Origin of the sequence: Geminisphaera colitermitum TAV2 (genome assembly GCF_000171235.2) — a bacterium.
Taxonomy (GTDB): Bacteria; Verrucomicrobiota; Verrucomicrobiia; order Opitutales; family Opitutaceae; genus Geminisphaera; species Geminisphaera colitermitum.
In genome coordinates, this window is sequence record NZ_ABEA03000188.1 from 58,586 (window position 1) to 81,990 (window position 23,405).

Sequence of the window (23,405 nt, forward strand, 5' to 3'; positions counted from 1 at the left end):
CCACACTGTTTTTTCGCGTCGATTTCATCGCTAGTATTTTTTCAACTCCTCTGTTTGCAGGTGAGGGAATACCCGTTTCAAAAGGCTCAGTTTTGCCCCTTCTCTAAAACGGTCTGGCACGTCTTTATCTGCGTCGATAAAACCGAGTTCTGCGCAGCGTTGTAGCACGCAATGGGGCACGTCGTTTAACAGCGTCTTGGCTCTCGCGAGCTGGAACAAATTGCAGAGATCACCAACCGGCAGTTTTTCCAACTCATCCAAAAGCTGGTCCTCTGTATAAGGGGGACGCGTATTGTTTTTTTCGCTACTCATGCCAATACCTCCGCGTTGACGTGTTCGCCTCCGCTGATGGACGGCGTGAGGAAAGAGGGTGTTTCCGCCTGACTCACCGTCGTCCCTAGCACTGCGGTTAGCGCTGGTCGGGCGAGCATGGCGGAAATTCTGTGTTTAATTCGTGGATACGCCTTGCCCATCGAACTCGCCAGTTCGTCAACGGGCACGGTGTGTGCGGAGATTTGCCCGTGTTCGATCACGTAGATGCGGGCCATGCCGTTTTCTACCGCGACCACGTCCACGGGCAGAATGGTCAACCTCGCCACGGGGGGCGGTGTCGGGAGGTTCCAGTTGTGCGAAAAAGCCGGGCGAATCCAGATGACAGGACGCGGCAGGGCAGGGGAGGGGACGGCGGGTGTTTCGGTGGTGTTTTTCATACTTCGCAAAGGGTGTTGTAGGGGGCGGATCGTTCCCAAATCGGCGGTCCGGGAGGCTCAAAACGCACAGGCACGTCATCCATGAACGTCATTTCTCGCGCTTCGCTCCCTGCTATTGTGTCTGTGTGAACTCTAATGGGGCCGCCCGCTGGCGCGGCGCCTTCCGAGTGCCACATCTCGACTGTTTCAGCCCACAGGTTGTAAACCAGCGGATGCGACATCACACGCTGGCGGTCAAACGCGCCGGTCCAGCCCACCACAACGCGCGGCTCTTTCTTCGGCGTCGGGCCGGTCGAAGACGGACGCGCGCGCGCCAGAACATGCAACACTGGGCCATCCTTTTTGCGCACGGGCTTGCCGTCTGCGATGCCCCAACCGGTTTTCGCGTCGATCCGGTCCATCGTCTCCACACGGCGAAGCTGAAACGCCAGCGCCTCAGCCTCGCGCGCCTCGGCATCCTTCCTCGTGTGCGCGTTATGATCGTCAACAACGGTCCAAATGACGCCATCGTGAGTCTTCTTCCTCCGCAGCGTTTTTTGAGCGTCTTTCCGCGCGCGGATTTCGTCTCGAAGCGTTCCCAACGGGACAACCAACCGCTGATGTTCCAACTGGCCGCAAATCCGCACCAATTGCTCGCCGGTGAGTTGCTCCATGTCATTCGGCTTGGTGACGTATTTGCAGACTTCGCGGGCGTCCCGAATGATCCCGCCTTCGTCCCAAATGTTTCCCCATTCCTTCCAAACCCACTTGAGCACTTCCTCCCATTTTTTCGGCGGGATGTAACCGACCAGCGAATGCACAACGCAATGGGTATGGACGTGAAAAAGGGGCTCGCCGTTTTCATCGAATTCGATGCGCCCGGCCTCCGAATCGGCCTTTTTCGCCAGCTTATCGTCAAATTCGAGGGTGCCAAACTCGTCAGACCGAAACACGATTTCGATCCCCCATTTCTCCCTTAATTTCTTGTTAAATTCGGAAATCCGCTTGTGCAAATCGCTCAACCGTTTGCTCAAACCGTCGATTCCAACACGATTGCCGCTCGTAAACGTCCAAAAACGGCAAAATGGGTGGCATTGGATAAAATATTCGAGCGCGGCCAGTTTTTGCGCCCGGATTTGCGCCGCCATGCAGGGGATGAAACACAGGCGGCGAAACGCGGGGATTTTCTCCATCGTCTGCGAATGGATATACCAAAAACACAATTGGTAATTGTCGTCCCGATACGCTTTGAAACCGGCGCATTCCATTTTATTGGCGATGGAGTGCGATTGCCGGTGCATTTCCTCCTTTGCCGCTTTCCGTTTCAGCCAAACGTCGAATTCGTCCCGTTTGCCCGTTTCGGCCATGCAATCGGCCAGATATTGGGCCTCCGCCCGTTTCACCCGCGCCAATTCCAAGGCTTTTTTGGGGTCATAAAGGGAGGCGACGGGGGTTGAATCGTCTGCATCGGAAATATAACGAATTTTGCCGTTTTCCGCGTCGAAAACGAGATGCCAATCAGGGTCGGGTAATCGGCCTTCTATCTCTTTTCGCGTTGCCTCGTTTTTGACTGCTTTCGGGAAACGTCGCGTAGTCGATTTGAAAAACGACACTTCCAGTCGGGCCATTTCCGCCGCCTTTTTGGGGTCGAAACCGCTGTCTCGATATTGGCCGTAATGCTCCCAAAAAACGGCCTCGCATGAAGCAACAAAGGCTTGGTTGGCGGGTTCGCTCATGCGTGGACCTCCAACGGTTCGAGACCGGCCAAACGGCGCACGTCATTGATGCGGTAATACCAAGGGGCAAAAGGGCGGACGGGGGAGAGTTTGCCCTTTTGCCGCCAGTGGCGCACCGTTTTGGCTGACACGTTCAGGACAAACGCCGTTTCCTTTTGCGTAAAATGGGCGGAAGTGAATGCCCGGATTTCCTCCTGCGTCGTCATGCGACGGCCTCCAATCCGCCCGCCAAGGCGTTAATTTCGGACTCCAGCCTGTGAGCTTTCTGCAAAAGCGTCAGAAGCTCGGTCTGCGGGCGTGTATGGGCTCCTGTGCCGATTTCCCGGCGCAAGGTAGCATGCTGTTTGCGCAGTTCCCAAAGCTGCAAACCGCGCCGGGTTTCGCTCGCGGTCAGTTTCCGTGCCAACCCACTGGCAGGCGTGGACTTTTGCGCAAACGACGCGGGGGGATTCGCAATATTCACGTCAAAAACCTCCTTTCACGAGGGAGAATGGCGCGGGTTTTGCTAAAACGATAACCCGTTGATTTACAACACCTAGTAGAAGCAACGCACAATAGGCATTATGTCTAATCAAGGAATCTGCCGAAATTTGCCTCTTAACGCCTCTTAGCAAGACCGGGGTTGCGCTTTGATCGCAGCGGAGCACGGTTTCCGCCCATTCCTTTCTTTCCTTTATGCGATCCTCTGCCGTGCCCTCCCCTGCCATTCAAACTGAAGCCGATGCTCACAAGAGTGGCGCGGAACCGTTGTTTTCGTGGCTCACACAACGCATGGCGGGCGTTCTCATGCATCCAACCTCGCTGCCGGGTGAACAAGGCATCGGCGTGCTGGACCATTCGGTGGACGCCTGGCTGCGCTTTCTGCGCGACTCAGGGATTCGCTGCTGGCAGGTCTGTCCGCTCGGTCCCACCGGCTACGGCGATTCGCCCTATCAGTGTTTCTCGGCATTCGCCGGCAATCCCTACCTGATCGACTTGCAGGCGCTCGTCGAAGCCGGACTGCTCGCCGATGCCGATCTCGCGGAACTCCGGCGCCTGCCACGCGAACAAGTCGATTTCGGATGGCTCTACGTCACCAAATGGCCGGTGCTCTTCAAAGCCTTCGACGCCTTCAAGTCCGCGCCCGAACGCGCTCCTTACGGCGACTTCGCCGTCTTCCGCAAGCAACACGCCGCCTGGCTGGAACCGTTCGCGCTGTTCCTCGCAATCAAAGACCACTTTGAAGGCAAACCTTGGTGGACGTGGCTCGATGACGTGCGTTTTTTCTCCAAAGCACGCCATTCCAACCTCGCCAAAAAACTCGCGCGCCGCGCCGAGGCTCATGCGTTTTTCCAGTATTTGTTTTTCGGCCAGTGGGCCGCCGTGCGTCGCAAGGCACGCGAATACGGCGTGGAAATCATCGGCGACGCCCCGATTTTTGTCGCGCGTGACAGCGCGGACGTCTGGACGCATCCCGAGTTGTTCCAACTCGATCTCAACTCAGGCGAACTGATCGCGGTCGCGGGCGTGCCGCCGGACTATTTTTCGGCGGACGGCCAGTTGTGGGGCAATCCGCTCTATCACTGGGAGGCGCATCAGGCGGACGACTACGCTTGGTGGCGCGAACGCCTGCGCGCCAATTTTGCGCTTTGTGACATCGTCCGCATCGACCACTTCCGCGGCTTCGACACCTATTGGTCGATCCCGGCGACAGCCAAAACGGCGAAGACCGGCGAATGGAAACAAGGGCCCGGCCTGCATTTCTTCGAAGTGCTCCAACGCGAGATGCCCGACGCCCGTCTGATCGCCGAGGACTTGGGCGAACTGTTCCCGAGCGTTCTGGAACTGCGCAACGCGACCGGACTGCCCGGCATGACGATCCTGCAATTTGCCTTCGGCGGCGACGCCACCAACCTCTACCTGCCGCACAACCTGCGGGCCAACAGCGTGGTGTACCCGGGAACCCATGACAACGATACGACTGTCGGCTGGTATGCCACGGCATCGGCCCACGAACAGGATTACATGCGGCGCTATTTCCGCGTCAGCGGTCAGGAGCCGGGATGGGATTTCGTGCGCGCTTCCTACGGGGCCGTGAGCAACCTGGCCGTCGTCCCCGTGCAGGATCTGCTCAATCTCGGTGCCACCGCGCGCTTCAACACCCCCGGCAAAGCCGCTGGCAACTGGCAGTGGCGCTACAGTCACGAGCAACTCATAGCGTTACACCGCCAGTCCGCCGCCTACTTGCGCGAACTGGCGACGCTTTATGGACGTCTGCCAGCGGAGCCCAAACCGGCGCGATAAAATATATCCCCCCCCCCTCCCCTGCCCTGCCCTGCGGCGTCAGGATTGTATTTGTTTTACAGATACTAGAGCATTTACAATTGAGATGTAGCCGTCGTCTTTAACGGTAGGGAGGCCTCTCCGAGGCCTCCGAAACCACGCTCCATCTACCTATGAATTTCGCATTCTCATACCACGCACGGCGGAGGCCTCGGAGAGGCCTCCCTACCAGGTATCAAATGGCTACAGCCTAAATGAAACTGCTGCTCTAGATACTACGGGAGCCAGGGGAATTTGCGTGCGTCGGGTTTGCGTTTTTCCTGCTGCGCACTGTGAAACTCTTTCGCCTCCTCGCTCATGTAGTAGAGCAAGGTCGCGTTGCCCGCCAGTTCCTGGAGGCCGGCCTGACCGTCCACGTCGGCATTAAAGGCGCTCTTGAGACAGCGGATTGCCAGCGGACTGTGACCAAGAATCTCGCGCGCCCACTTGACACCCTCGGCTTCCAGACCGGCAACCGGCACCACGGCGTTGACCATGCCCATCTCCAGCGCCTGTTGCGCGGTGTATTGACGGCACAAATACCAGATTTCCCGCGCCTTTTTCTGCCCGACAATGCGCGCCAGATAGCTTGAGCCGAAACCACCGTCGAAGCTGCCCATGCGCGGGCCGACCTGACCACAAATGGCGTTGTCCGCAGCGATGGTGAGGTCGCACACAAGGTGCAGCACATGGCCGCCGCCGATGGCGTAGCCGGCGACCAGCGCAATGACGACTTTGGGCATGGAGCGGATGAGCTTTTGCACGTCGAGGATGTTGAGACGCGGCACGCCGTCGCCGCCCACGTAACCCGCGTGACCGCGCACGCTCTGGTCGCCGCCCGCGCAGAAGGCGTATTTGCCATCCTTGTGTGGACCGGCGCCGGTCAGGAGCACCACGCCAATGGAGGTGTCCTCACGCGCGTCGATCAGGGCGTCGTGAAGCTCAAACGCCGTTTCGGGACGGAACGCATTGCGCTTCTCCGGGCGGTTGATGGTGATCTTCGCGATGCCATCGATCTTGTGATACAGGATGTCTTTGTAGGACTTGGCGGATTTCCAGACAGGAAGGTTGTCGCTCATGATAATAAGAAACCGACAAGCGTGCGTGTCGTCGGGCATGCGTCAACGTCATCGGCTTTTTTAAAGATTCGACTCGGCGCAGACAGGCCAAAGGATGCCACCCCCACAACATGAACAGCGACAGCGATTCGTCCGCCGATAGTAATCACGCAAACTCAGGCGCGGGTAGAAATGCTCTCAAACTCGGACTTTGTCTTGGCGCGCTGGGCGTCGTCTTTGGCGACATCGGCACCAGTCCGCTTTACACGATGAAAGAGTGCATGGCCACGCTGCCGCAGGCGGACCGCGCGCAGGGCGTCTATGGCGTGCTCTCACTCATCTTCTGGGCGCTGATGCTTGTCGTGTGCGTCAAATACCTGTGGTTTGTAATGCGCGCGGACAATCGCGGCGAAGGTGGCATTTTCGCCCTGCTCGCACTCAGTCAGGTGCGCCACATCGATGCGGCCAAAGGACGCGCCATCGGTCCCTCGCTTCTCGTCATCCTCTTCGGCGCGGCGCTGCTCTACGGCGACAGCGTCATCACGCCGGCCATCACGGTGCTCAGCGCCGTGGAGGGATTGAAGGGGGTAAGCAGCGTCTTCGCCGGACCGGACGCGGAGCATTATATCGTGTTCATCACGGCGGCGATCCTGGCTGTGTTGTTTTGGTTTCAAAAAAAAGGCTCCCAACTCATCGGATCGATTTTTGGACCGGTGATGCTGGTCTGGTTTGCGGTCATCGGACTGCTCGGCCTCTGGCATCTCAGGGATGCACCGCAAATCCTCGCGGCGCTCAATCCAGCGCACGGCGTGGCGCTTCTGATTTCGCATCCCGGCGGGGCCACGATGCTGCTCGGCTCGGTTGTTCTCGCCGTCACGGGAGCCGAGGCGTTGTATGCCGACATGGGGCATTTTGGCCGTCCGGCGATCTCGCGGGCGTGGTTTTACGTCGCGCTGCCGGGACTCGTTTTGAACTACTTCGGGCAGGGAGCCTATATCCTCAAACACCACGGCACGGCGGTGAACCCGTTCTTTGAACTCGTGCCCGAAGGACTGCCGCGCGCCATCATGACAATCCTCTCGGCCTGCGCCGCCATCATCGCCAGCCAGGCCGTGATTTCAGGCGCGTATTCGTTAACGCGATCAGCCATCCAACTCGGCTACTTTCCCCGCCTCAAAGTCACCCACACCAACGCCGAGCAGGCGGGCCAGATCTACATCCCGCTCATCAACACGACGCTTGCCATCCTCTCCATTGGAGTGGTCTTCCTCTTCGGTTCCAGCGACCGGCTGGCGGCGGCCTACGGTATTGCCGTCACGGGTACGATGGTCGTCACCACCTACGCCTTTCTCCGCGTTGCGCACCGCCGTTGGCGCTGGCCCCTGTGGAAAACGCTCGGATTGTGCTCCGTGTTTTTCGCCATCGATATCGCGCTCTTTTATTCGACGCTTCACAAGTTCCTCGACGGTGGCTGGCTGCCACTGGGGATCGCCTTTGCCGTGATCGCCATCATGCACACTTGGAAAATCGGGCGCAACGCCATCCACGACATTGTTTATGGCAGCGCGACGATGGACCTCGAACTCTCGGATGTCGCCAAAAGCAAAAGCATCATTCGCGTTCCCGGCAGCGCTGTCTTCATGGTCGGCACGCCCAAGGGCACGCCGCTCGCCCTGCTCCACCACCTGAAAGCCAACAAGTGCCTGCAACAAACCGCGGTCCTCTTAACAATCCTCACCGAAGACGTTCCGCAGGTGAACGACGAGGAGCGCATGACGCTCGAACTGTTGGGCGAAGGCGTGTGGCGTGCGACTGGTCGCTACGGCTACATGGAGTCGCCCGACGTCGCCAAACTCTGCGAACGCATCGCCTTCCAAGGCGTGCCGCTCAACCTCCAGGCGACGACGTTTTATTTCAATCGTGAGATGATCATCAGCGGCGGAAACACCCGGATGTTCGAATGGCAAAAGAGCCTCTACGCCTTCCTTAGCCGCAATGCCCGTCCGGTGAAGGACTATTATCGCATCCTGCCCACGCAGATCATCGAAATCGGCCTGCCGGTGCAGTTGTAGCGCTGCCGCCACTACATCACATATAATTGCGGCTACACCGCGCGCCTGCGGAACACCACGCCCGCCACCGTCAACGTCATCGCGCCGATCACCAGCAACGGCCACGCCAGCTCCGCCACGTGCGACGGTGTGGCGTTTTTCAGATACACCGCTTTTACGACCTCCATGAAGTGGCGGATCGGATTGATCCACGAGAGATGCTGTAGAAACACCGGCATGTTTTCCACCGGCGCCGCGAATCCCGACAACATGATTGCCGGCATCATAAAACTGAACATCCCCAAAAACGCCTGCTGCTGCGTTGCGCACACCGACGAGATGAACAACCCCACCCCCGCCAGAGCCAGCGCGTAGAGCAGGATGCCCCCGTAGAGCATCAGCAAACTCCCCTGAAACGGCACATCGTAAAAAAACACCGCAGCCAGCAAAATCAGCGTCGCCTGAAAATTCGCCACGATCAGAGCCGGCGCAATCTTGCCCGCCATGATCATCTCCGGCGTGAACGGCGCCACCAGCAATTGGTCAAACGTTCCCTGCTCCCGTTCGCGCGCCACCGAGAGCGCCGTGACCACCAGCACACCCACCGTCGTGATGATCGCGATCAAGCACGGCAGGATGAAATCCAGATAGTCGAGATTTGGGTTAAACCAATTGCGCACCACCACGCCGCCGCCGCTCGCTGCCCTCCCCTGCCCTGCTCCCTCGCCCGCCAGCCCCGCCACCACTTGCTGGATGTAGCTCACCGCGATTTGCCCGCTGTTGGAACGCCGCCCATCCACGATCACCTGCAACTGCGCCGCGTCCCCACGCGCCACCTGACGGGAAAAATCCTGCGGAATGCGCACCGCCGCCAGCGCCTGCTGCTCCTCGATTGCACGGGTCAACTCAGCCTCGCTTCGCACCGCCACGATTTGGGAAAATGTCCGCCGCGCCGCGCCCAGTCGCTGCACCAATTCGACCGCCGCCGGCCCGCCATCCTGGTCGTGGATGGCCAGCGTCGCGTTCCGCACCTCCAGTGTCGCAGCCAGCGGAAACAACGCCAGTTGCACGATCACCGGCATCACCAGCAACATCCGGCCCTGCGGGTCTCCCAGCAGCGTTTGCATTTCCTTGCGAACCAGAACCAGGATGCGGCGTAAAATCATGATCATTTCAAAAGCCTCCTTCGCGTCAGACACACTGTGAGCCCGAGGAAAAACACCGCCGTGCATGCCAGAAACAGCAGGCACGGGCGAAGCACCGGCCACAAATCTCCCGCCTGAAAAATCGTCTGCATCACCGTCACAAAATACCTTGCCGGGATAAAACTGCTCGCCACCCGAATCGGCGCCGGCATGGAGCCGATCTCAAAAATGAACCCCGACAACATCATCGCCGGCAAAAACGCCGCCATCAACGCCGCCTGCGCCGCGTTGAACTGGTTGCGCAACGCCGTCGAAAGCATCAACCCCATGCCCAGCACGCTAAGCAGAAAAAGCGACCCGCCCGCCCACAACGCCGGCAACGATCCGCGAAACGGCACCCCCATCACCCCCCGCGCCACCGCCACGCAAAGCAGCAACACCACCATGCCGAGCACGTAGTAAGGCACGATTTTGCCCAGTAAAAACTCCGCCCGGCTGATCGGTGACGCCAGCAACGCCTCCATCGTCCCCCGCTCCCATTCGCGCGCCACCACGAGCGCCGTCAGCAACGCACCGATCACCGTCATGATGATCGTGATCGACCCAGGAATCAGATAAAACCGGCTCTCCGCCGTCGGGTTAAACCAATACGTCTGTTCGATCGTGATCCCGCCGTTCGCATTGGCCTTTGGATACGCGCCAAAGGTTCCGCGCCCGGCATCCGCCGCCCGTTGCGCCAGCCAGCCCTGCCAGGCGCCCAGCACATAGGCCTGCACGAAGTTTGCAGTATTGGGCTCTGATCCGTCCGCGACCACCTGCACCGGCCCCATCACCTCGCCATCGCGGGCGAGCCGCGCCGAGAAATCCGACGGGATCACGACAAATCCCCGTATATGCGACCGCGTCAACGCCTCGCCCATCGCCGCGCGGTCATCAAACGCGCGCACATCGAGATAGGGTGACCCCGTGAAACTCGCCACAAGCCGCCGCGCTTCAGGCGACGTGTCCTCGCAAAGCAACCCGATGCGCACGCGCCCTGTGTCGAGATTCAGCCCGTATCCATAAATGAACAACATCACCACCGGCAGGATAAACGCGATGAGGATGGTCGTCGGGTCGCGCACGATCTGCAGCGACTCCTTCCGGCAAAGAGCAATGAGGCGACGTGGATTCATGACACCGCCCCCCCCTCCCCCCCCGCGTCCGGCGTCGCCCCATCGTTTTCCTCCACCAGCGCGATAAACGCATCCTCCATCGTATTCGCACCGGCCTTGCGCTTCAACTCGGCGGGTGTGCCGCTTGCGATGAGACGCCCGCGGTACACCAGTCCGATGCGGTCGCAGTATTCAGCCTCGTCCATAAAATGCGTTGTCACCATCACCGTCACACCGCGCGCCACCGCCGCCCGGATGTGCGACCAGAATTCGCGTCGCGTCACCGGATCAACGCCCGACGTCGGCTCATCGAGAAACAACAGGTCCGGACCGTGCATCACCGCGCATGCCAGCGCCAGACGCTGCTTGAAACCCAGTGGCAGCAAATCCGTTTTGCGCCCCAGGTGCGGGCCCAGATGAAAGCACGCGGTCACCGCATCCATCGCCTCACGTTGCGCGCGCCCGTGCAGCCCGTAGGCACCGGAGAAAAACGCCAGATTCTGCGACACCGTGAGGTTGCCGTAGAGCGAGAATTTTTGTGCCATGTAGCCGATGCGCTGCCGTGCCCGCGCAGCGCTGCGCCGCAGGTCGATGCCCGCCGCCATCGCCTCGCCCGAAGTCGGAGCGAGCAACCCGCAAAGCATCCGAAACGTAGTGGATTTCCCGGCACCGTTGGGCCCGAGCAGTCCGTAAATCTCGCCCCGCTCCACCTCAAAAGTGATCCGGTCCGCCGCCGTGAAATCACCAAATTTCCGCGTCAGGTGATGAGCCGCGATCGCCGTCGTTCCATCGCGCGGGATGTCGCGCAAGATTCCCGTCAACGGCGACTCCCCGGCTGGCGCGCCTCCCAGCCTTTCCACAAACACGTCCTCAAAACTGGGGGCCCGTCCGTCCGGATGCCTTCCGCCGCCCGCCACAAACTCAGCCGGCGTCCCGGCAAACAACGTTTGCCCCTCATGGAGCACCAGCACCGCATCACAGCGTTCCGCCTCGTCGAGGTACGCCGTGCTCCACACGATCGTCATGCCATCGTCCGAGAGTTCCCGCACCATCCGCCAGAGTTCGCGGCGCGACACCGGGTCCACGCCCACGCCGGGCTCGTCGAGCAGCAGCAGCCGCGGTTTGCCGAGCAACGCGCAGGCAAGGCCGAGTTTTTGTTTCATTCCTCCGGAGAGTTTTCCTGCCAGCCGGTCCGTGAACCGTGCCAGATCGGTAAATGCCAGCAACCGTTCAAAGGTGGTTCGTCGCTCCGCGCCGACAAGTCCGCGCAGATCGGCGTGCAACGTGAGGTTTTCCATCACGGTCAGGTCTTCGTAGAGGCCGAATTTTTGCGGCATGTAGCCGATCAATCCGCGCAGCGCGGCGGAGTCGCGCACCGGATCGCGCCCCAGCACATCGAGCCGGCCCGAGTCCGCCCGAAGCAGCCCGGCCATGAGCCGCATCAAGGTGGTTTTGCCCGCGCCATCCGGTCCCACGAGTCCCGTGATGCATCCGCTCTCGACCGTCACCGACACACGATTCAGCGCCGGACGCACCGCGCCGGGAAACGAGCGGGTAACTTCGTGGAGTGCGACGGCGGGCATTTTGATTTGTCCCTACAAGGGCTTTTTCACCCGCACGGTGACCGGCATTCCCTGGCGCAGCAGTGAATCCGGCTCCGCCACCACGATCCGCAGGCGGTAAACAAGCGATGTGCGCAGATTTTCCGTCTCGACGGTCTTGGGTGTGAACTCAGCACGCGGTGAAACAAAGCCGATTTTGCCACGGTAAGGTTTGCCTTGTCGTGCGTCGGTGAATACATCGACTTCCGTTCCCGGCGCAACGAGTCCCAGGTCGCGCTCATCCACGTAGGCGCGCACCCACACGGGGCGGTCGAGAGAAAGCGTCAGCACCGTGACGCCCGGCTGCACGATGGAGCCCGGCTCCAGCGCCCGCGTGACGAGCGTGCCCGATGAGGGGGCGGTCAGCGTCGTGTCGTCGAGATTTAACTGAGCCGTGGCCAGGACGGCGCGCGCCTGCGCCACCTGCGCCCGGGCCTTGGCAATGTCCTCGGCACGATAACCAGCGGCGAGCAACGCCAGATTGGCGCGGGCTGCTTGCAATTGTTTGTCCGTCTCCGCCTCGCGGGCCAGACGGTCATCGTGCTCCTCCTGTGGAATCACGTTTTTGGTAATCAAATCACGTGCACGGTTCGCGTTGAGTTTCGCGTTGGCGTTGACCACTTCGGCCTGCTCCACGCTGGCGCGCGCCTGATCGATTTCCTCCGGACGGTAGCCGGCGGCGAGCCGCTGCGCATCGGACTCGGCGGCGGCGAGCGAGGCACGCGCTTGGTCAACTTCGTGGCGATAGGGCCCGTCATCGAGGCGGGCCAGCACTTCATCCGCGGTAATCGCGTCGCCCTCGTCGTGCAAAACCTCGGCAACGCGGCCCGACACACGAAAGCCTAGATTCACTTCCCGGATGTCCACATTGCCGTGAAGCGTGAGCGGGGTGTTCTTTTGTTCCAATGACAGGGCTGGGCTCAGCCACCCGTGCCAGACCGCCGCGCCGACGGAGACAATTACAAGCAGGAGCAGGACAAGGGCGGGTTTCTTTTTCATGTGACAGGTGAAAGACACCTGTTCTCTGCGATGCAGTCAAAGGCCGACTCTATCCTGTTTTCAGGGTTTTTCGATCGGAGCGCAGGGGCGGCAGAGGAGGAGCGGGGGGAAGGGCGGCGGACTGGGCGTTGATCCGCGCTTGCGCCGAGACGGCAAAGGTAGAGTTGCGCGCAAGCACGCAGCCCGTCCGACCAGGGACACAGTGGTCGCGCACTCGATCACAGTGTTCGTTGTCTGGATTAAAATGCGGACAAAAGAAGCTCATGCCTTTGTTTTCCGGATACACCAACGCGTGGCGCACGTTCGTCACACGGGTTGCGCGTGCGTGCCGGTGCGGCGGTAACCGTCAAAACGTTGTGCGATCACTCGCAGAAGCGGCAGACCTGCCTCGGTGACACGAAGCCCGTCGCCATTCACCTCCACCACGCCATCGCCTTCCAGGTCGGTTAACGAAGCGAGTTCGCTGGCGTAAGTTCTGGCAAAATCGACGCCGATCTCGCGCGAGATGGCTGCGTAGTCGAGGCGGCGGTCGCACATGATGGCCATGACAATGGCGCGGCGGCGGTGATCTTCGGGCGTGAGTCGCCAGCCGCGCTCGACGGGCAGGCGGCGGGCGGCAAGGGCTTCGCGGTAGGCGAAGAGATCCTTGTGGTTTTGCCAGTAGCCGTCGGGGGTGGAGGAAATGGCGGAGATGCCAAAGGCGTAAAGCGAGGCACCCGCGCGGGTGCTGTAGCCTTGAAAATTGCGATGCAGACCGCCTTCGCTGGCAGCGCGCGCCAGTTCGTCGCAGGGACGGGCGTAGTGGTCGAGTCCCACGTTGACGTAGCCAGCGGCGAGGAGGCGGTCGTTTGCGAGTTGTTGCAGGGCGAGGCGTTCTTCAAAGCCGGGAAGAGTTTCCTGTTGTTCGAAGATGCGCTGGGCGGGCTTGAGGCCGGGGATGTGGGCGTAACCGAAAACGGAGAGGCGGTCGGGAGAGAGCGCGAGCACGTCGTCGAGCGTGCGCTCGAAGGTGGCGGGGGTTTGCCGGGGCAGGCCGTAAATGAGGTCGATGTTGATTGAGGTGAAGCCTGCTTCGCGGAGGAGGTGGACCGCGCGTTGGTTGACGGACTGGGGTTGCACGCGGTGGATGGCGGTCTGCACGGCGGGGTCGGTGTCCTGCACGCCAAGCGAGGCGCGGCGGGCGCCGAGCACGCGGAAGGCCAGGACTTGCTGGGCGTCGAGGTGGCGCGGATCAATCTCGACACTGATCTCGGCACCGGGGGCGAAGGTGAAGAGCCGGTGCACGGCGTCGGCAAATCGCGTGAGCTGGTCGGCGGGGAAAAAGGTGGGGGTGCCGCCTCCGAGGTGGAGTTGGGTGACGGGGCGTTCGCGGTCGATGCGGCGGGCCATGAAACACATCTCGGCAACGAGGTCATCGAGATATTCGGCGGCGGCATCGACGCGTGTAGTGATGATGTTGTTACAACCGCAGAACCAGCAGCGCGCCTGGCAAAAGGGAAGATGGAAGTAGAGGGAGAGCGGATTGCGGGCGGCGCCGGGGGGGGGGGGGGGGGGGGGCGAGGCAAATGGCGGCGGTGTCGCAATGTGGGTCTCGCAGGTAATCGTCATGGTCGCGGAATATACGCCCGGTTTGTCCCGCATCCTCAGCGGAGGTTGGCGGGAATTGCGCATTTTTTGCGGCAGGGGAGGCTTGTGAACGGAGCGGCGACGTCCCCGTCGCCGGACGCGCGTCAGCGCGCCCCCCCCTCCCCTCTTTCCCGATCCTGCGGGACTAACGTCCCGTCCGGCGACGGGGACGTCGCCGCTCCGTTGCTGCTACGGTTTTTTACGATTTTTGCCGGCGGGAGAGCGTCTGGCTGTGGCTGTCGTTTTGGCGGCAGCAGGGGGATTCTCATTGGCGGTTGCGGTGGCGCGCACTCGCAGGGGGCGGGGGGGGGCGGCACGGCGTACTTTTTCGCACTCGTCCTGAAGGCGTTGGAGGGTGGTTTGCATCTCGGCGCAGGCGCTGGTGATGGTGGCAAGCAGGTCGGCATAGAGTTGCTGCTGGCCGCGCATCCAGCGGGCGAGATAGTTAACCATGTCCTCGGGCGCGAGTGGCGCAGGGACGGGATTGCTGGAATCGGGTGATGGGTTCATCGCACTTGAATGTAGGTTTTCCCCTCGTAGTCGAAGGGCTGCGCTTCCGGTTGGATCTCCACAAACACTCCGCCCGTCGCCCCCTTCACCAGTTGGAAGCGAAACTCTTCCTGGAGTCGCTGGAGGCTGGCCGTCTGTTGCTGCACCGTTGTCTGCAGTTCGATGTTCTGGCGCAGTTCCGTCTGCAAGGTTTCGCGGGTGGTCGTCAGTTCCTTGATCTCGGTCAGCAAGGCGGCTCGTTGCGATTCCAGAAGGGTGAGGTTGGTCTGAACATCCATCGCCAGCCGGTTCTGGGCGGCGATGTCCGTCTCGTTCACCAGCGTGAAGTTCCCGAGGTATTTCAACCCCGCTATCGCTCCCAGGCAGATCAGCCCCACGATCAAGATCGTCGTTTTGGCGGACTTGTGTGTGTGCGTCAGGATGTCCCGAAAGGTGTTCTCCTGCTGGGCCAGAATCCGGTTCGTTTGTTGTTCCTGACGCTCCACCATTTCCTTCGTCTCCCGTTCCAGCGCCGAGGTGTCCACCGTGGTCATTGGGAGTTTTTCGATCCGTTCCGCCAGTTCCGTCATTTTGCGGGAGGTCTGATCCAGCGTCGCGAGCATCGTCTGGCGCGATTGTTGGGACTGTAGCAATTCCTCCTGCCGGAGTTCCAGTTCCTGCGGGCTGGGCAGGGTGTCGAGCAGGGTCTTCATGACGTCCATCATCTCCTCGCGGCAGATGTGGCGGAAGCGTTCGAAGAGCGTCCGGCGCCATTCGGCTTCCTTCTCCCGGAGTCGCAATTGGGCCCGCTGCTGAAACTGCGTGAGCTGGGTGGGTTCGTGGGTCGGTTCGTTCGACATAATAAAATCCTTGGCGTTCTTCGATGAGACAGGTGTCGCCGCTTTCGCGGTCGATGACCTGCCAGGTGGTGGGGGTCAGGGGAATGATGTCGGCACCGAGGGCGTTGAGTTCGGCGAAAAATTGGTCGCGCAGTGCTTTGGGGGGAAGAGAGTCGTCGGGGTGGGCGTCCATGCAACAATGCATGAGGTTTTTTATCGTTTCGATCATTGGAATTGGGAACATCTGTAAATGAATGTCAGTAGGCTGGCGTCAAGTGTTTGCATGGTGTTTGCAGGTTACGCCCGCCCACTTGACATGCGGAACCGATAACCTGCCTGACGCCACGTATCAACGCCTGCGCGCCACGTTGGGACGCGGGCAAAATCCGTCCGCGTTTGGTCGCGCGGCCATTGAGGAAAAACTGGCCGGGGCCACGGCCCCCGCCGCCAGTGCCGACATGCGCCGACTCACGCCAGATTGCAGACCATGGTTGAGGATGAGTAGCGCATCAAGGGAGAGGGCGGATTATGTCAAAAGGCAAAGTTTAGAGCATTTTCAGTTGAGTTGTGCCCGTTGTCTTGGCGGTAGGGAGGCCTCTCCGAGTCCTCCGTTGTGCGTGGTGAGAGGATGCGAAACTCATAGGTGGTTGAAGCGTGGTTTCGGAGGCCTCGGAGAGGCCTCCCTACCAAGTGTTAAATGGCTACAGCCGCCCGGAAAATGAGTGAACTATGGTTTTTGTGTGAACCGCCAAACTTGCACGAGCCCCATCAATCCCCGGCATCCAGCGTCGGGGGGGGAGGGGGGAAGCAATTCTGAACTTGGTGGGTTGACTGGGATTCGAACCCAGAACCAACGACTTAAAAGGACGCTGCTCTACCATTGAGCTATCAACCCGTTCAGTTCTTTCGACCTGTTTGGCGCGAAGAAGGGGCGGTATTACGTGGCGTAAAGCGACACGGGCAAGACGAAATTTGCCCCTTTGAGAATGAATTTAATAATTTGCGCATTACGCGCACCAATGCATTGTCCTTACCAACTACCACAGCCCGCCCTGCAAATCGCAGAAGCAGGTCGAGCACAAGCACACCACTACGACGCACGTCATGACGACTTCCCGTGCATCCACTTCCCCTGACGCTGACCAGCAAGAACGCAACCGGCCTGTCACCGTGGCCATCGCGGATGACCATCACGTGGTCAGACAGGGCATCGAGGCTCTGCTCCGGATGTGCCCCGACATGGAGTATGTCGGCGGAGCCAGCACTGTAGATGAGGCCAGGCAACTTGTGCATCGCACCCGTCCCGATGTGCTGGTCTCGGACTTGAGCATGCCCGGCGGATCGGGAGTTGGTTTTTTGCGAAATCTCCGTAGGGAATGTCCGGATACACGCATTGTCGTGCTCACCATGCATGCAACAGCCCTGGCGATGCAGGATGCGTTTGACTCGGGCGCGCACGCCTTCGTGGCCAAAGACGATGCGTTCGACACGCTCGTGTCCATCATCCGGCGCGTTCACTCCGGCGAGGAATTCCTCTTCAGCCGGACGATGAAGGAGGTGACTGGCGGTTCGCAGGAAACGCCCCGGCTCGCGCCCCGTGAACGCGAAGTCCTGCAAGGCATCACCAAGGGGCTTTCGACCAAGGAAATCGGCGCACAACTGTTCCTTAGCCCCAAGACGGTGGAGGTTTACCGCGGCCGCCTCATGAAAAAATTCAACGTGACTAAGGGCACCGAACTGATCCACCACGCGGTGGCTTCAGGCATCGTGCCCATGACGCCCTCATCTTCATCCATCCCGACCTCTCCCGAAAAAAACGGCGCCTGATGGTTCACTCCCTCCATTCACCCCGCTGCCGCGGCGCTGCTCCCGACAATCCGCAATCCGCCTTCCCCTTCCTTCGCTCGTGACACCGACACCCACCGCAGTCCCCATTCCTTCGGTCTCCGGACGTCCGCACTTGATCGAATGGCGGTGGCAGCCGGTCATCGCGCTTGTTTGTTTTGCGGCCATCAGCCTATCCATGCTGGCCCAGAGAACGGCGGGGTTTGAGCATAGCCTTTTTTTTTGGCCGCCCGGCGGCATCATCCTGGCAATTTTCCTCCTTCGGGGGCGCCGCGTGTTCCCGGGGGTGTTGATCGGAAGCTTTGCCGGGTATTTGTGCGGCCTCGATCCGCTTCACTCGCTACTGTCCGCGAGCCTTGGCACAGCCCATGCCGCGCTGGGTTGCACATTGATCCGGCGGGCATGGCCGCGTGGTCCCCGCTACATCCCAAGCGCGCGTTTCTTTGCCATCATGATCGTGGCCGGCGCACTGATCCCTTCAACACTGACGGCCTGGCCCGCCTGGTATTTCGTTGAGCAATACATTCATCCCGGCATCGGATTCAGGCAAGGCTTCCTGGAGTGGTGGCTGGGGGACTGCATCAGCGTCATCGTGTTCACCCCGGCCGTTCTGCTGCTCCGTCCCTCGTTTCGGGAAAATGGACGGCGTTCGACAAAATCAATGCTGTGGGCGCTCGGTCAGATCGCGTTGTGCCTTTATGTTGCATGGCTGGTATTGACCAAAGGCGGGCCCCGCCCGGTCATGGCCATCACTGTGCTTATTGTGCTCGGCTGCGCGATCGCTCTGCGATGCGGGGTGATCGGAATCATCGTGGCCAATGTTGCCCTGCTCGTGGTGGCGGCCTGCGTCCAGGCCGGATTTGGAGGAACGGCAGGAACAAACCTCTCCCTGGGACAGCAAACCGAATTCGACGCGATCATCTTCGAAGTGACCGGCATTTGCCTGCTCGTGGCAGGCGGCTTTTACGACTATTGGCGTGCCGACCGGGAACTCCATGGCGTGTCATCGCGTGTGCTCAAAGCCCAGGAAATCGAACGCCGCCGGCTTTCCTCTGATCTGCATGACGGAGTCAGCCAGACGATTTTTGCCGCGATCATGCGACTGCGTCTGGCCTCCGCCGGCAGGCAGGTGGGCACGGAGCCCGCTCCGACACCGGAATCCGAGATGAACGCCGTCGCCGACGACCTTTCCGGCGCGCTCAAGGATCTGCGTCGCACGGTCGCGGGTCTGCGCCCCGAAATGCTCGATCAAAGCCCCTTTACCCACGTGCTCGCCGACTACTGTGCCGAAGTCGAAGGACGCTCCCCCGCGGACGTGCTGTTTTCCGACGAGACGACCGGCGAAGCCGAAAACCTCCCGCTTGAGGTGCGCGAGCACCTGTTCCGTCTGGTGCAGGAGGCGGTGTCCAACGCCCTCCAACACGGCAAGGCGTCGTTTGTCCAAGTGACGCTGTCGCCATCAAGCCGCCGTCCCGGCTGGCTGCGAATGCGCATCACGGACAACGGATGCGGTTTCGACCTCGCGGTGGGCGAGACCGACGACCGCCTGCATCTGGGCCTGCGCACGATGGAGGAGCGGGCGCGGATGGTTGGCGGAGCCCTGCGGATCGACTCCAGCCCGGGACGAGGCACTCTCGTTACGGTCAGCGTGCCGCTTGCAACGACAACCATGACTGCTGGGAAAAACTGATTTTTCAGCCATCAGGGAAAACCCTACAGGCGACTCCCCTCGGTGAAGCAGTCCACAAGGCGGCAACCTGATTTGCTATTACGCTCTTCACCAGCTGCTTAATAAGCGACACGGTCCATTCATCGGAGATTTCCTCCCAACATAAACGGATCAACTTCCCATGAGGATCGGGTTTTTTACCGACTGGCGACATCCGTGCCGTGGAACTAGAATTTTCGCATCTCAATTCTTTAATCCAAGCCACCTGTTTTCACCACATCCTGCGATGATCAAACTACACAAAATCCACTCATTTCGATCAAACGAATTACACTATGAATCCCTGTTAATCTCGAATCCTAAAATCCCACAACATTCTAAAGAAAACCATTCAACACCATTATGCATACGATCGTATATATAATGAACAAACGTATAATAGATACGCAAAAGGACCGCTGCCTACGATAATGTAGGTCAAGTATACACAAACGATTCCGCCGTCAGTAATAAATCATTTTAAAACCACAACATCATAACAAACAATAGCTTAATGTCGCATCAGGTATTTACCTGACTAGAATGAAAGTCAATATACTGATAGGATTGAAATATCCCGCAGAGCATTGATGCCGACATCGCTGATTTCGACCTGCTGGCATTCACCGCACTGCTCCGCCGCCAACGAATCCACGCCATTCGGCAAACACAAACCACTCCCTCTATCACACAAAGATGAACACCCTTCTTTCCGCATCAAAATTCACCTCCGTGGATCGATTCATCGATTCCGTCCAGAAACGCGAAATCAGGCCCCGGCGTGATCCCAAGCCGACCTCGCCCTCCATTGTTTCGTTCATCATCGAAACCACTCTAAAAAATCCCCACATCCCGATTGAGGGACTCCGCCGCGCGGTCAGCAAACACCACGGCGTCACCCTGTCGGGCAAAACCGTGGGCAGAATTATCGAATGCTACGGACTCCATGGCGGCCCCCAGCGAGACTACCTCGCCTGGCTCGAACGCGAATGGCTCGACGGCAATCGCAACCTCTCCCCCGAGGAGTGGGCCAAGGTGGAGCACTTCAACCCGGCCCTGTGCGAACGGCATGACGAAAGCAAACGCCCCGGCGACCTCTTGTGCCAGATGCACTTCCCCGTTATCGTTGGCGATGGCGTGTCTCCGGTCCACGCCCACGTGGCAATCGACACCTACAGCGGACATGCCATCGGGCACCTCGCCTCCTCCACGTCCACCCGTGAGGCCATCGACCTGCTTCACAGTCACGTCCTCCCTCGCTATGCCCGATGGCGGATGCCGGTCGGCGCCATCCTCACCACACGCGATTGCATTTATGGCCGGGCAGAGAACCAGCCCTTCCCCGCTTACCTGACCGCACATGGCATCCGCCACAGGCAGCAACGATCCTCCCGTCCCAACGGCTTTATTGAGCAATTCAGCCGGGTCTTTGCCAGGGAGTTCCGCCTGCCTCTCCAGATGCAAATCGAAACCTCCGCAACAGGAGACAGCGAGAGCCGCGCCCCCTTCATGCTGGTGCCGCTGCAGGAGCAGTTCGAAAAATGGATACACCATTACAACGTCACGCGCCCCTCATCCGGTTATCGCAACAAGGGCGCCACCCCTTGGGCGCGTCTGCAACCGTGGATACCCACCGACCAACGTCTCGCCTTACCTGCCGCTCTTTCGGTCGCCACCTAAAACACCATTCTCATGAAAAAAGCACCCGCCGACACCAAAGCTCGGAGTCGTCCCGGCCAGCGCACGCGGACGACGATACTCAAGGCTGCAAGCACAACGTTTGCCCGGAAAGGATACTCCGAAGCCACCGCCCGTGACATCGCCAAAGCCGCCGGAGTCCCGCTCGGCTCGCTGCTCTATTATTTTGGCAACAAGGAACGGTTGTTCCTCGAAGCCATTCGCCATTACATCTTGGAAGTCCCGCAACTGAAGCAGGTTTTCGATCCGCTTTTCACCCTTGCCACCCTTTGCAGTTCGCCCGCGCCGCAACAGGTCTCCAACGCCCTTCACGCCTCCGTGAAGAACCTCATGCTGCTCACCCATGGTCCAAACAAGCTGCCCGCAATCAACGGCCTCCTCCTGCGAGTCTTTGCCGATGGCTTTGCCGAGGCGCAGATCCTGGTGCTAAAAAATTTCGCCCCCATGCAATACCGCGTGGCGGAGTTGCTGACAAAACTTTGCCCTGACGACCGGCCCGAGCACGACATGGAAGCCTGGTTCTCGCTCTTCTGGGCGCAGGTTTTCTATCCCATCACCACGCGAGGCCTGCGACTGCTCGACCGCGGCTGGCAAGCCTATCCGTTGAAATGGATTCTCCATGCCTCGCATCGCATCGCCTGGTACCAATGCCTGCCGCTCGGTCTCCCCGAACCCGATGGTCGGGTGGAAATGCCTGTCATTGAGTCAATCAAGATCAAGGCAGCCCGGGAGGCCGAGTCGGAAGCAACCCAAGAAGCCGCGCAGCAGGAAGCCGCGCTTGAAACCGGACGCCGGAAAACTGGCGTGACCTGAAAATTACTCCGATGCCAAACCGCGGTCTTCGCCCCTCCCTGCCACCGTCCACTCCGGGAGGCATCCTATGTGGATTTCTCGTCTCGCTGGCGGTCACTTTTGCCTGCGTGTGGCTGAGCATCTACGTCTCCCGAAACGCATTCACCGGAGGCGGGCCAAGCTGGGCCATCGTCTTCTGGCCCGAAACCGGCTGCTCCATCGCTCTGCTCCTCATTTACGGACTCCGGCAATGTCCCGCCATCTACCTCGGCCACGTGCTGGCGCTCATCTGTTTTTATCCGCTCTCCCTCCACCCGGCCATCGGCATCGAATCCACCCTCCATGCCATGCTCTCCGCCTGGATCATCCGCCGGATATTCCCCGGCTGGACGATCCTGCCCAATGTGCGCTTTGACATCGTTCTGGTCGGCCTGGCTGGCGCGCTCGTTTCGCTGCCCTTCGCCCTTTTCAACTGCTGGAAATGGGGAGCCGTTTTGCCCGCCACCGATCATTTCTGGCAAAAAGTTCTCATCTGGTGGCTCGGTGAGACAACCAGCGTGGTCGCGTTTACTCCATTGATCCTCATGCTCTTCATGCCCGAGGTTCGGTCCGAACGCCGCCGCCCCCTCGAGTATCTGTTCTACATCGCCATTTTGCTGACCGGCGCCTGCCTGGCCTGCATATCCACGCGGCAGGGTGAAACGCCCGCGCCCGGCGCGCTCCTCATGGTCACCGCCTGCGTCCTGATCGGACTGCGCAACGGCACCGCGGCTGGCGTGATCTCCAACTGTCTCTTCTATGTCATCATCGGACTCGCCTACATCCTTTGCGCCCCCATCGAAGACGCCGTGCTGACCACCAACCAGGTGATTTTCGGCCACTGCCTGCTGCTCAACCTGATGGTGACGACGCTCCTCGTCGCCTCGGGCAACTTCAGCCACCGGCGCGCCGAGCGCGAATTGCGCGGAGTCTCCACCCGCGTGCTCAACGCGCAGGAAGCCGAGCGCCGCCGCCTCTCGCGCGACCTCCACGACAGCGTCTGCCAGACGATGCAGGCCATCGTCCTCCAGATGAAACTCCTCGGCCATACCAGCGCCCCGCTCGACTTCGAAAAGCACATCCAACCCCGCATCACCGATCTCGACAAAGCAGTCGCCGAACTACGCCAGAACATCGACGGCCTGCGTCCCGAACTGCTCGACCGCAGCAATTTCGCCGACGTCGTGCGGGAGTATGCCACCGCATTCGCCCGCCGGCATCATGTCGAGGTGACAGTGTACGCCTGCGATGAATTGCCGACATTGCCTGTCCCCAACCGCGAACACCTCTTCCGGGTCCTGCAAGAATCCCTCGCCAACGCCGTGAACCACGGCGGGGCCAGACACGTCCAGGTAAGCCTGCACCGTGATGCCGCCAGCGCCTTCGTGCTTTCGGTGCGCGACAACGGATGCGGCTTCGACGAGACCTCCCGCCAGCGCACCAGCCGCCCCCGCTACGGACTGCGCACCATGCAAGAACGCGCGTTCCTGATGGGCGGCGAACTGGCCATCGAATCAACTCCCGGCGCAGGCACGCATATCACCCTGAAGATTCCTGCCCTCCCGCCGCCTCCTATGCCAGAGTTGCGACACGCATAACCTCAAGCTCCCCTCCCCCCCCCCCCCCATGCGGCGC

At 60.3% G+C, this 23,405-nt stretch carries 20 protein-coding genes and 1 tRNA gene; 8 read left to right on the forward strand and 13 right to left on the reverse strand.

Features of this window, described 5'->3' with window-relative positions:
- Positions 1–30: 30 nt before the first annotated feature.
- Genes OBACDRAFT_RS21760 through OBACDRAFT_RS30945 form a run of 4 tightly spaced genes read right to left on the reverse strand, consistent with a single transcriptional unit; the run spans position 31 to position 2,631 of the window.
- A complete protein-coding gene (locus tag OBACDRAFT_RS21760) occupies positions 31–312 on the reverse strand; it encodes a hypothetical protein (RefSeq protein WP_043589010.1) in 282 nt (93 codons plus the stop codon).
- A complete protein-coding gene (locus OBACDRAFT_RS21765; protein WP_043589011.1) occupies positions 309–710 on the reverse strand; it encodes a hypothetical protein in 402 nt (133 codons plus the stop codon). Before OBACDRAFT_RS21765 ends, OBACDRAFT_RS21760 begins: the two co-directional genes overlap by 4 nt.
- Positions 707–2,425, reverse strand: a complete 1,719-nt coding sequence (locus tag OBACDRAFT_RS21770; RefSeq protein WP_043589012.1) for a hypothetical protein — start codon at positions 2,423–2,425, stop codon at positions 707–709. Before OBACDRAFT_RS21770 ends, OBACDRAFT_RS21765 begins: the two co-directional genes overlap by 4 nt.
- Positions 2,422–2,631 (reverse strand): helix-turn-helix domain-containing protein, encoded by a 210-nt coding sequence (locus OBACDRAFT_RS30945; protein WP_043589013.1) that lies wholly within the window; start codon positions 2,629–2,631, stop codon positions 2,422–2,424. Before OBACDRAFT_RS30945 ends, OBACDRAFT_RS21770 begins: the two co-directional genes overlap by 4 nt.
- 469 nt (positions 2,632–3,100) lie before the next feature.
- Between OBACDRAFT_RS30945 and malQ the strand changes: the two genes are divergently transcribed.
- On the forward strand, positions 3,101–4,708 hold the full coding sequence (malQ, locus tag OBACDRAFT_RS21785) for a 4-alpha-glucanotransferase (RefSeq protein WP_081722259.1): 1,608 nt from the start codon (positions 3,101–3,103) through the stop codon (positions 4,706–4,708).
- Positions 4,709–4,962: 254 nt separating this feature from the next.
- On the opposite strand, the gene menB is transcribed toward malQ, so the two are convergent.
- A complete protein-coding gene (gene menB / locus OBACDRAFT_RS21790; protein ID WP_043589047.1) occupies positions 4,963–5,805 on the reverse strand; it encodes a 1,4-dihydroxy-2-naphthoyl-CoA synthase in 843 nt (280 codons plus the stop codon).
- Positions 5,806–5,915: 110 nt separating this feature from the next.
- On the opposite strand from menB, the gene OBACDRAFT_RS21795 reads away from it, so the two are divergent.
- On the forward strand, positions 5,916–7,856 hold the full coding sequence (locus OBACDRAFT_RS21795) for a potassium transporter Kup (protein WP_043589015.1): 1,941 nt from the start codon (positions 5,916–5,918) through the stop codon (positions 7,854–7,856).
- Between the two features lie 32 nt (positions 7,857–7,888).
- Here OBACDRAFT_RS21795 and OBACDRAFT_RS21800 read toward each other — a convergent pair whose 3' ends face one another.
- From OBACDRAFT_RS21800 to OBACDRAFT_RS21830, 7 genes are all read right to left on the reverse strand, one after another.
- Positions 7,889–9,007, reverse strand: a complete 1,119-nt coding sequence (locus tag OBACDRAFT_RS21800) for an ABC transporter permease (protein WP_425601744.1) — start codon at positions 9,005–9,007, stop codon at positions 7,889–7,891.
- The gene (locus tag OBACDRAFT_RS21805; protein ID WP_043589016.1) at positions 9,004–10,155 is read right to left on the reverse strand and encodes an ABC transporter permease; all 1,152 of its coding nucleotides are present in this window, start codon (positions 10,153–10,155) and stop codon (positions 9,004–9,006) included. The genes OBACDRAFT_RS21800 and OBACDRAFT_RS21805 overlap by 4 nt, the downstream gene beginning before the upstream one ends.
- Positions 10,152–11,717 (reverse strand): ATP-binding cassette domain-containing protein, encoded by a 1,566-nt coding sequence (locus tag OBACDRAFT_RS21810; protein ID WP_052362358.1) that lies wholly within the window; start codon positions 11,715–11,717, stop codon positions 10,152–10,154. Before OBACDRAFT_RS21810 ends, OBACDRAFT_RS21805 begins: the two co-directional genes overlap by 4 nt.
- 12 nt (positions 11,718–11,729) lie before the next feature.
- On the reverse strand, positions 11,730–12,734 hold the full coding sequence (gene hlyD / locus OBACDRAFT_RS21815; RefSeq protein ID WP_043589017.1) for a secretion protein HlyD: 1,005 nt from the start codon (positions 12,732–12,734) through the stop codon (positions 11,730–11,732).
- A 306-nt stretch (positions 12,735–13,040) separates the two neighbouring features.
- Positions 13,041–14,375, reverse strand: a complete 1,335-nt coding sequence (gene hemN / locus OBACDRAFT_RS21820; RefSeq protein ID WP_232767537.1) for an oxygen-independent coproporphyrinogen III oxidase — start codon at positions 14,373–14,375, stop codon at positions 13,041–13,043.
- 174 nt (positions 14,376–14,549) lie between these two features.
- A complete protein-coding gene (locus tag OBACDRAFT_RS21825; RefSeq protein ID WP_043589019.1) occupies positions 14,550–14,870 on the reverse strand; it encodes a hypothetical protein in 321 nt (106 codons plus the stop codon).
- Positions 14,867–15,709, reverse strand: a complete 843-nt coding sequence (locus tag OBACDRAFT_RS21830) for a hypothetical protein (RefSeq protein WP_043589020.1) — start codon at positions 15,707–15,709, stop codon at positions 14,867–14,869. The genes OBACDRAFT_RS21825 and OBACDRAFT_RS21830 overlap by 4 nt, the downstream gene beginning before the upstream one ends.
- Positions 15,710–15,719: 10 nt before the next feature.
- On the opposite strand from OBACDRAFT_RS21830, the gene OBACDRAFT_RS21835 reads away from it, so the two are divergent.
- The gene (locus OBACDRAFT_RS21835) at positions 15,720–15,938 is read left to right on the forward strand and encodes a hypothetical protein (protein ID WP_043589021.1); all 219 of its coding nucleotides are present in this window, start codon (positions 15,720–15,722) and stop codon (positions 15,936–15,938) included.
- A 570-nt stretch (positions 15,939–16,508) separates the two neighbouring features.
- Here OBACDRAFT_RS21835 and OBACDRAFT_RS21840 read toward each other — a convergent pair.
- Positions 16,509–16,583, reverse strand: a tRNA-Lys gene (locus OBACDRAFT_RS21840).
- Between the two features lie 209 nt (positions 16,584–16,792).
- On the opposite strand from OBACDRAFT_RS21840, the gene OBACDRAFT_RS21845 reads away from it, so the two are divergent.
- From OBACDRAFT_RS21845 to OBACDRAFT_RS21865, 5 genes are all read left to right on the forward strand, one after another.
- A complete protein-coding gene (locus tag OBACDRAFT_RS21845) occupies positions 16,793–17,515 on the forward strand; it encodes a response regulator transcription factor (RefSeq protein WP_232767539.1) in 723 nt (240 codons plus the stop codon).
- A gap of 79 nt (positions 17,516–17,594) precedes the next feature.
- Positions 17,595–19,223, forward strand: a complete 1,629-nt coding sequence (locus OBACDRAFT_RS21850) for a sensor histidine kinase (RefSeq protein WP_043589022.1) — start codon at positions 17,595–17,597, stop codon at positions 19,221–19,223.
- A gap of 714 nt (positions 19,224–19,937) precedes the next feature.
- Positions 19,938–20,921, forward strand: coding sequence for a hypothetical protein (locus tag OBACDRAFT_RS21855; RefSeq protein ID WP_052362359.1), 984 nt, complete (start codon positions 19,938–19,940; stop codon positions 20,919–20,921).
- 12 nt (positions 20,922–20,933) lie between these two features.
- Positions 20,934–21,752, forward strand: coding sequence for a TetR/AcrR family transcriptional regulator (locus tag OBACDRAFT_RS21860; RefSeq protein WP_081722260.1), 819 nt, complete (start codon positions 20,934–20,936; stop codon positions 21,750–21,752).
- 11 nt (positions 21,753–21,763) lie between these two features.
- The gene (locus tag OBACDRAFT_RS21865; protein ID WP_052362360.1) at positions 21,764–23,368 is read left to right on the forward strand and encodes a sensor histidine kinase; all 1,605 of its coding nucleotides are present in this window, start codon (positions 21,764–21,766) and stop codon (positions 23,366–23,368) included.
- Positions 23,369–23,405: the final 37 nt, after the last annotated feature.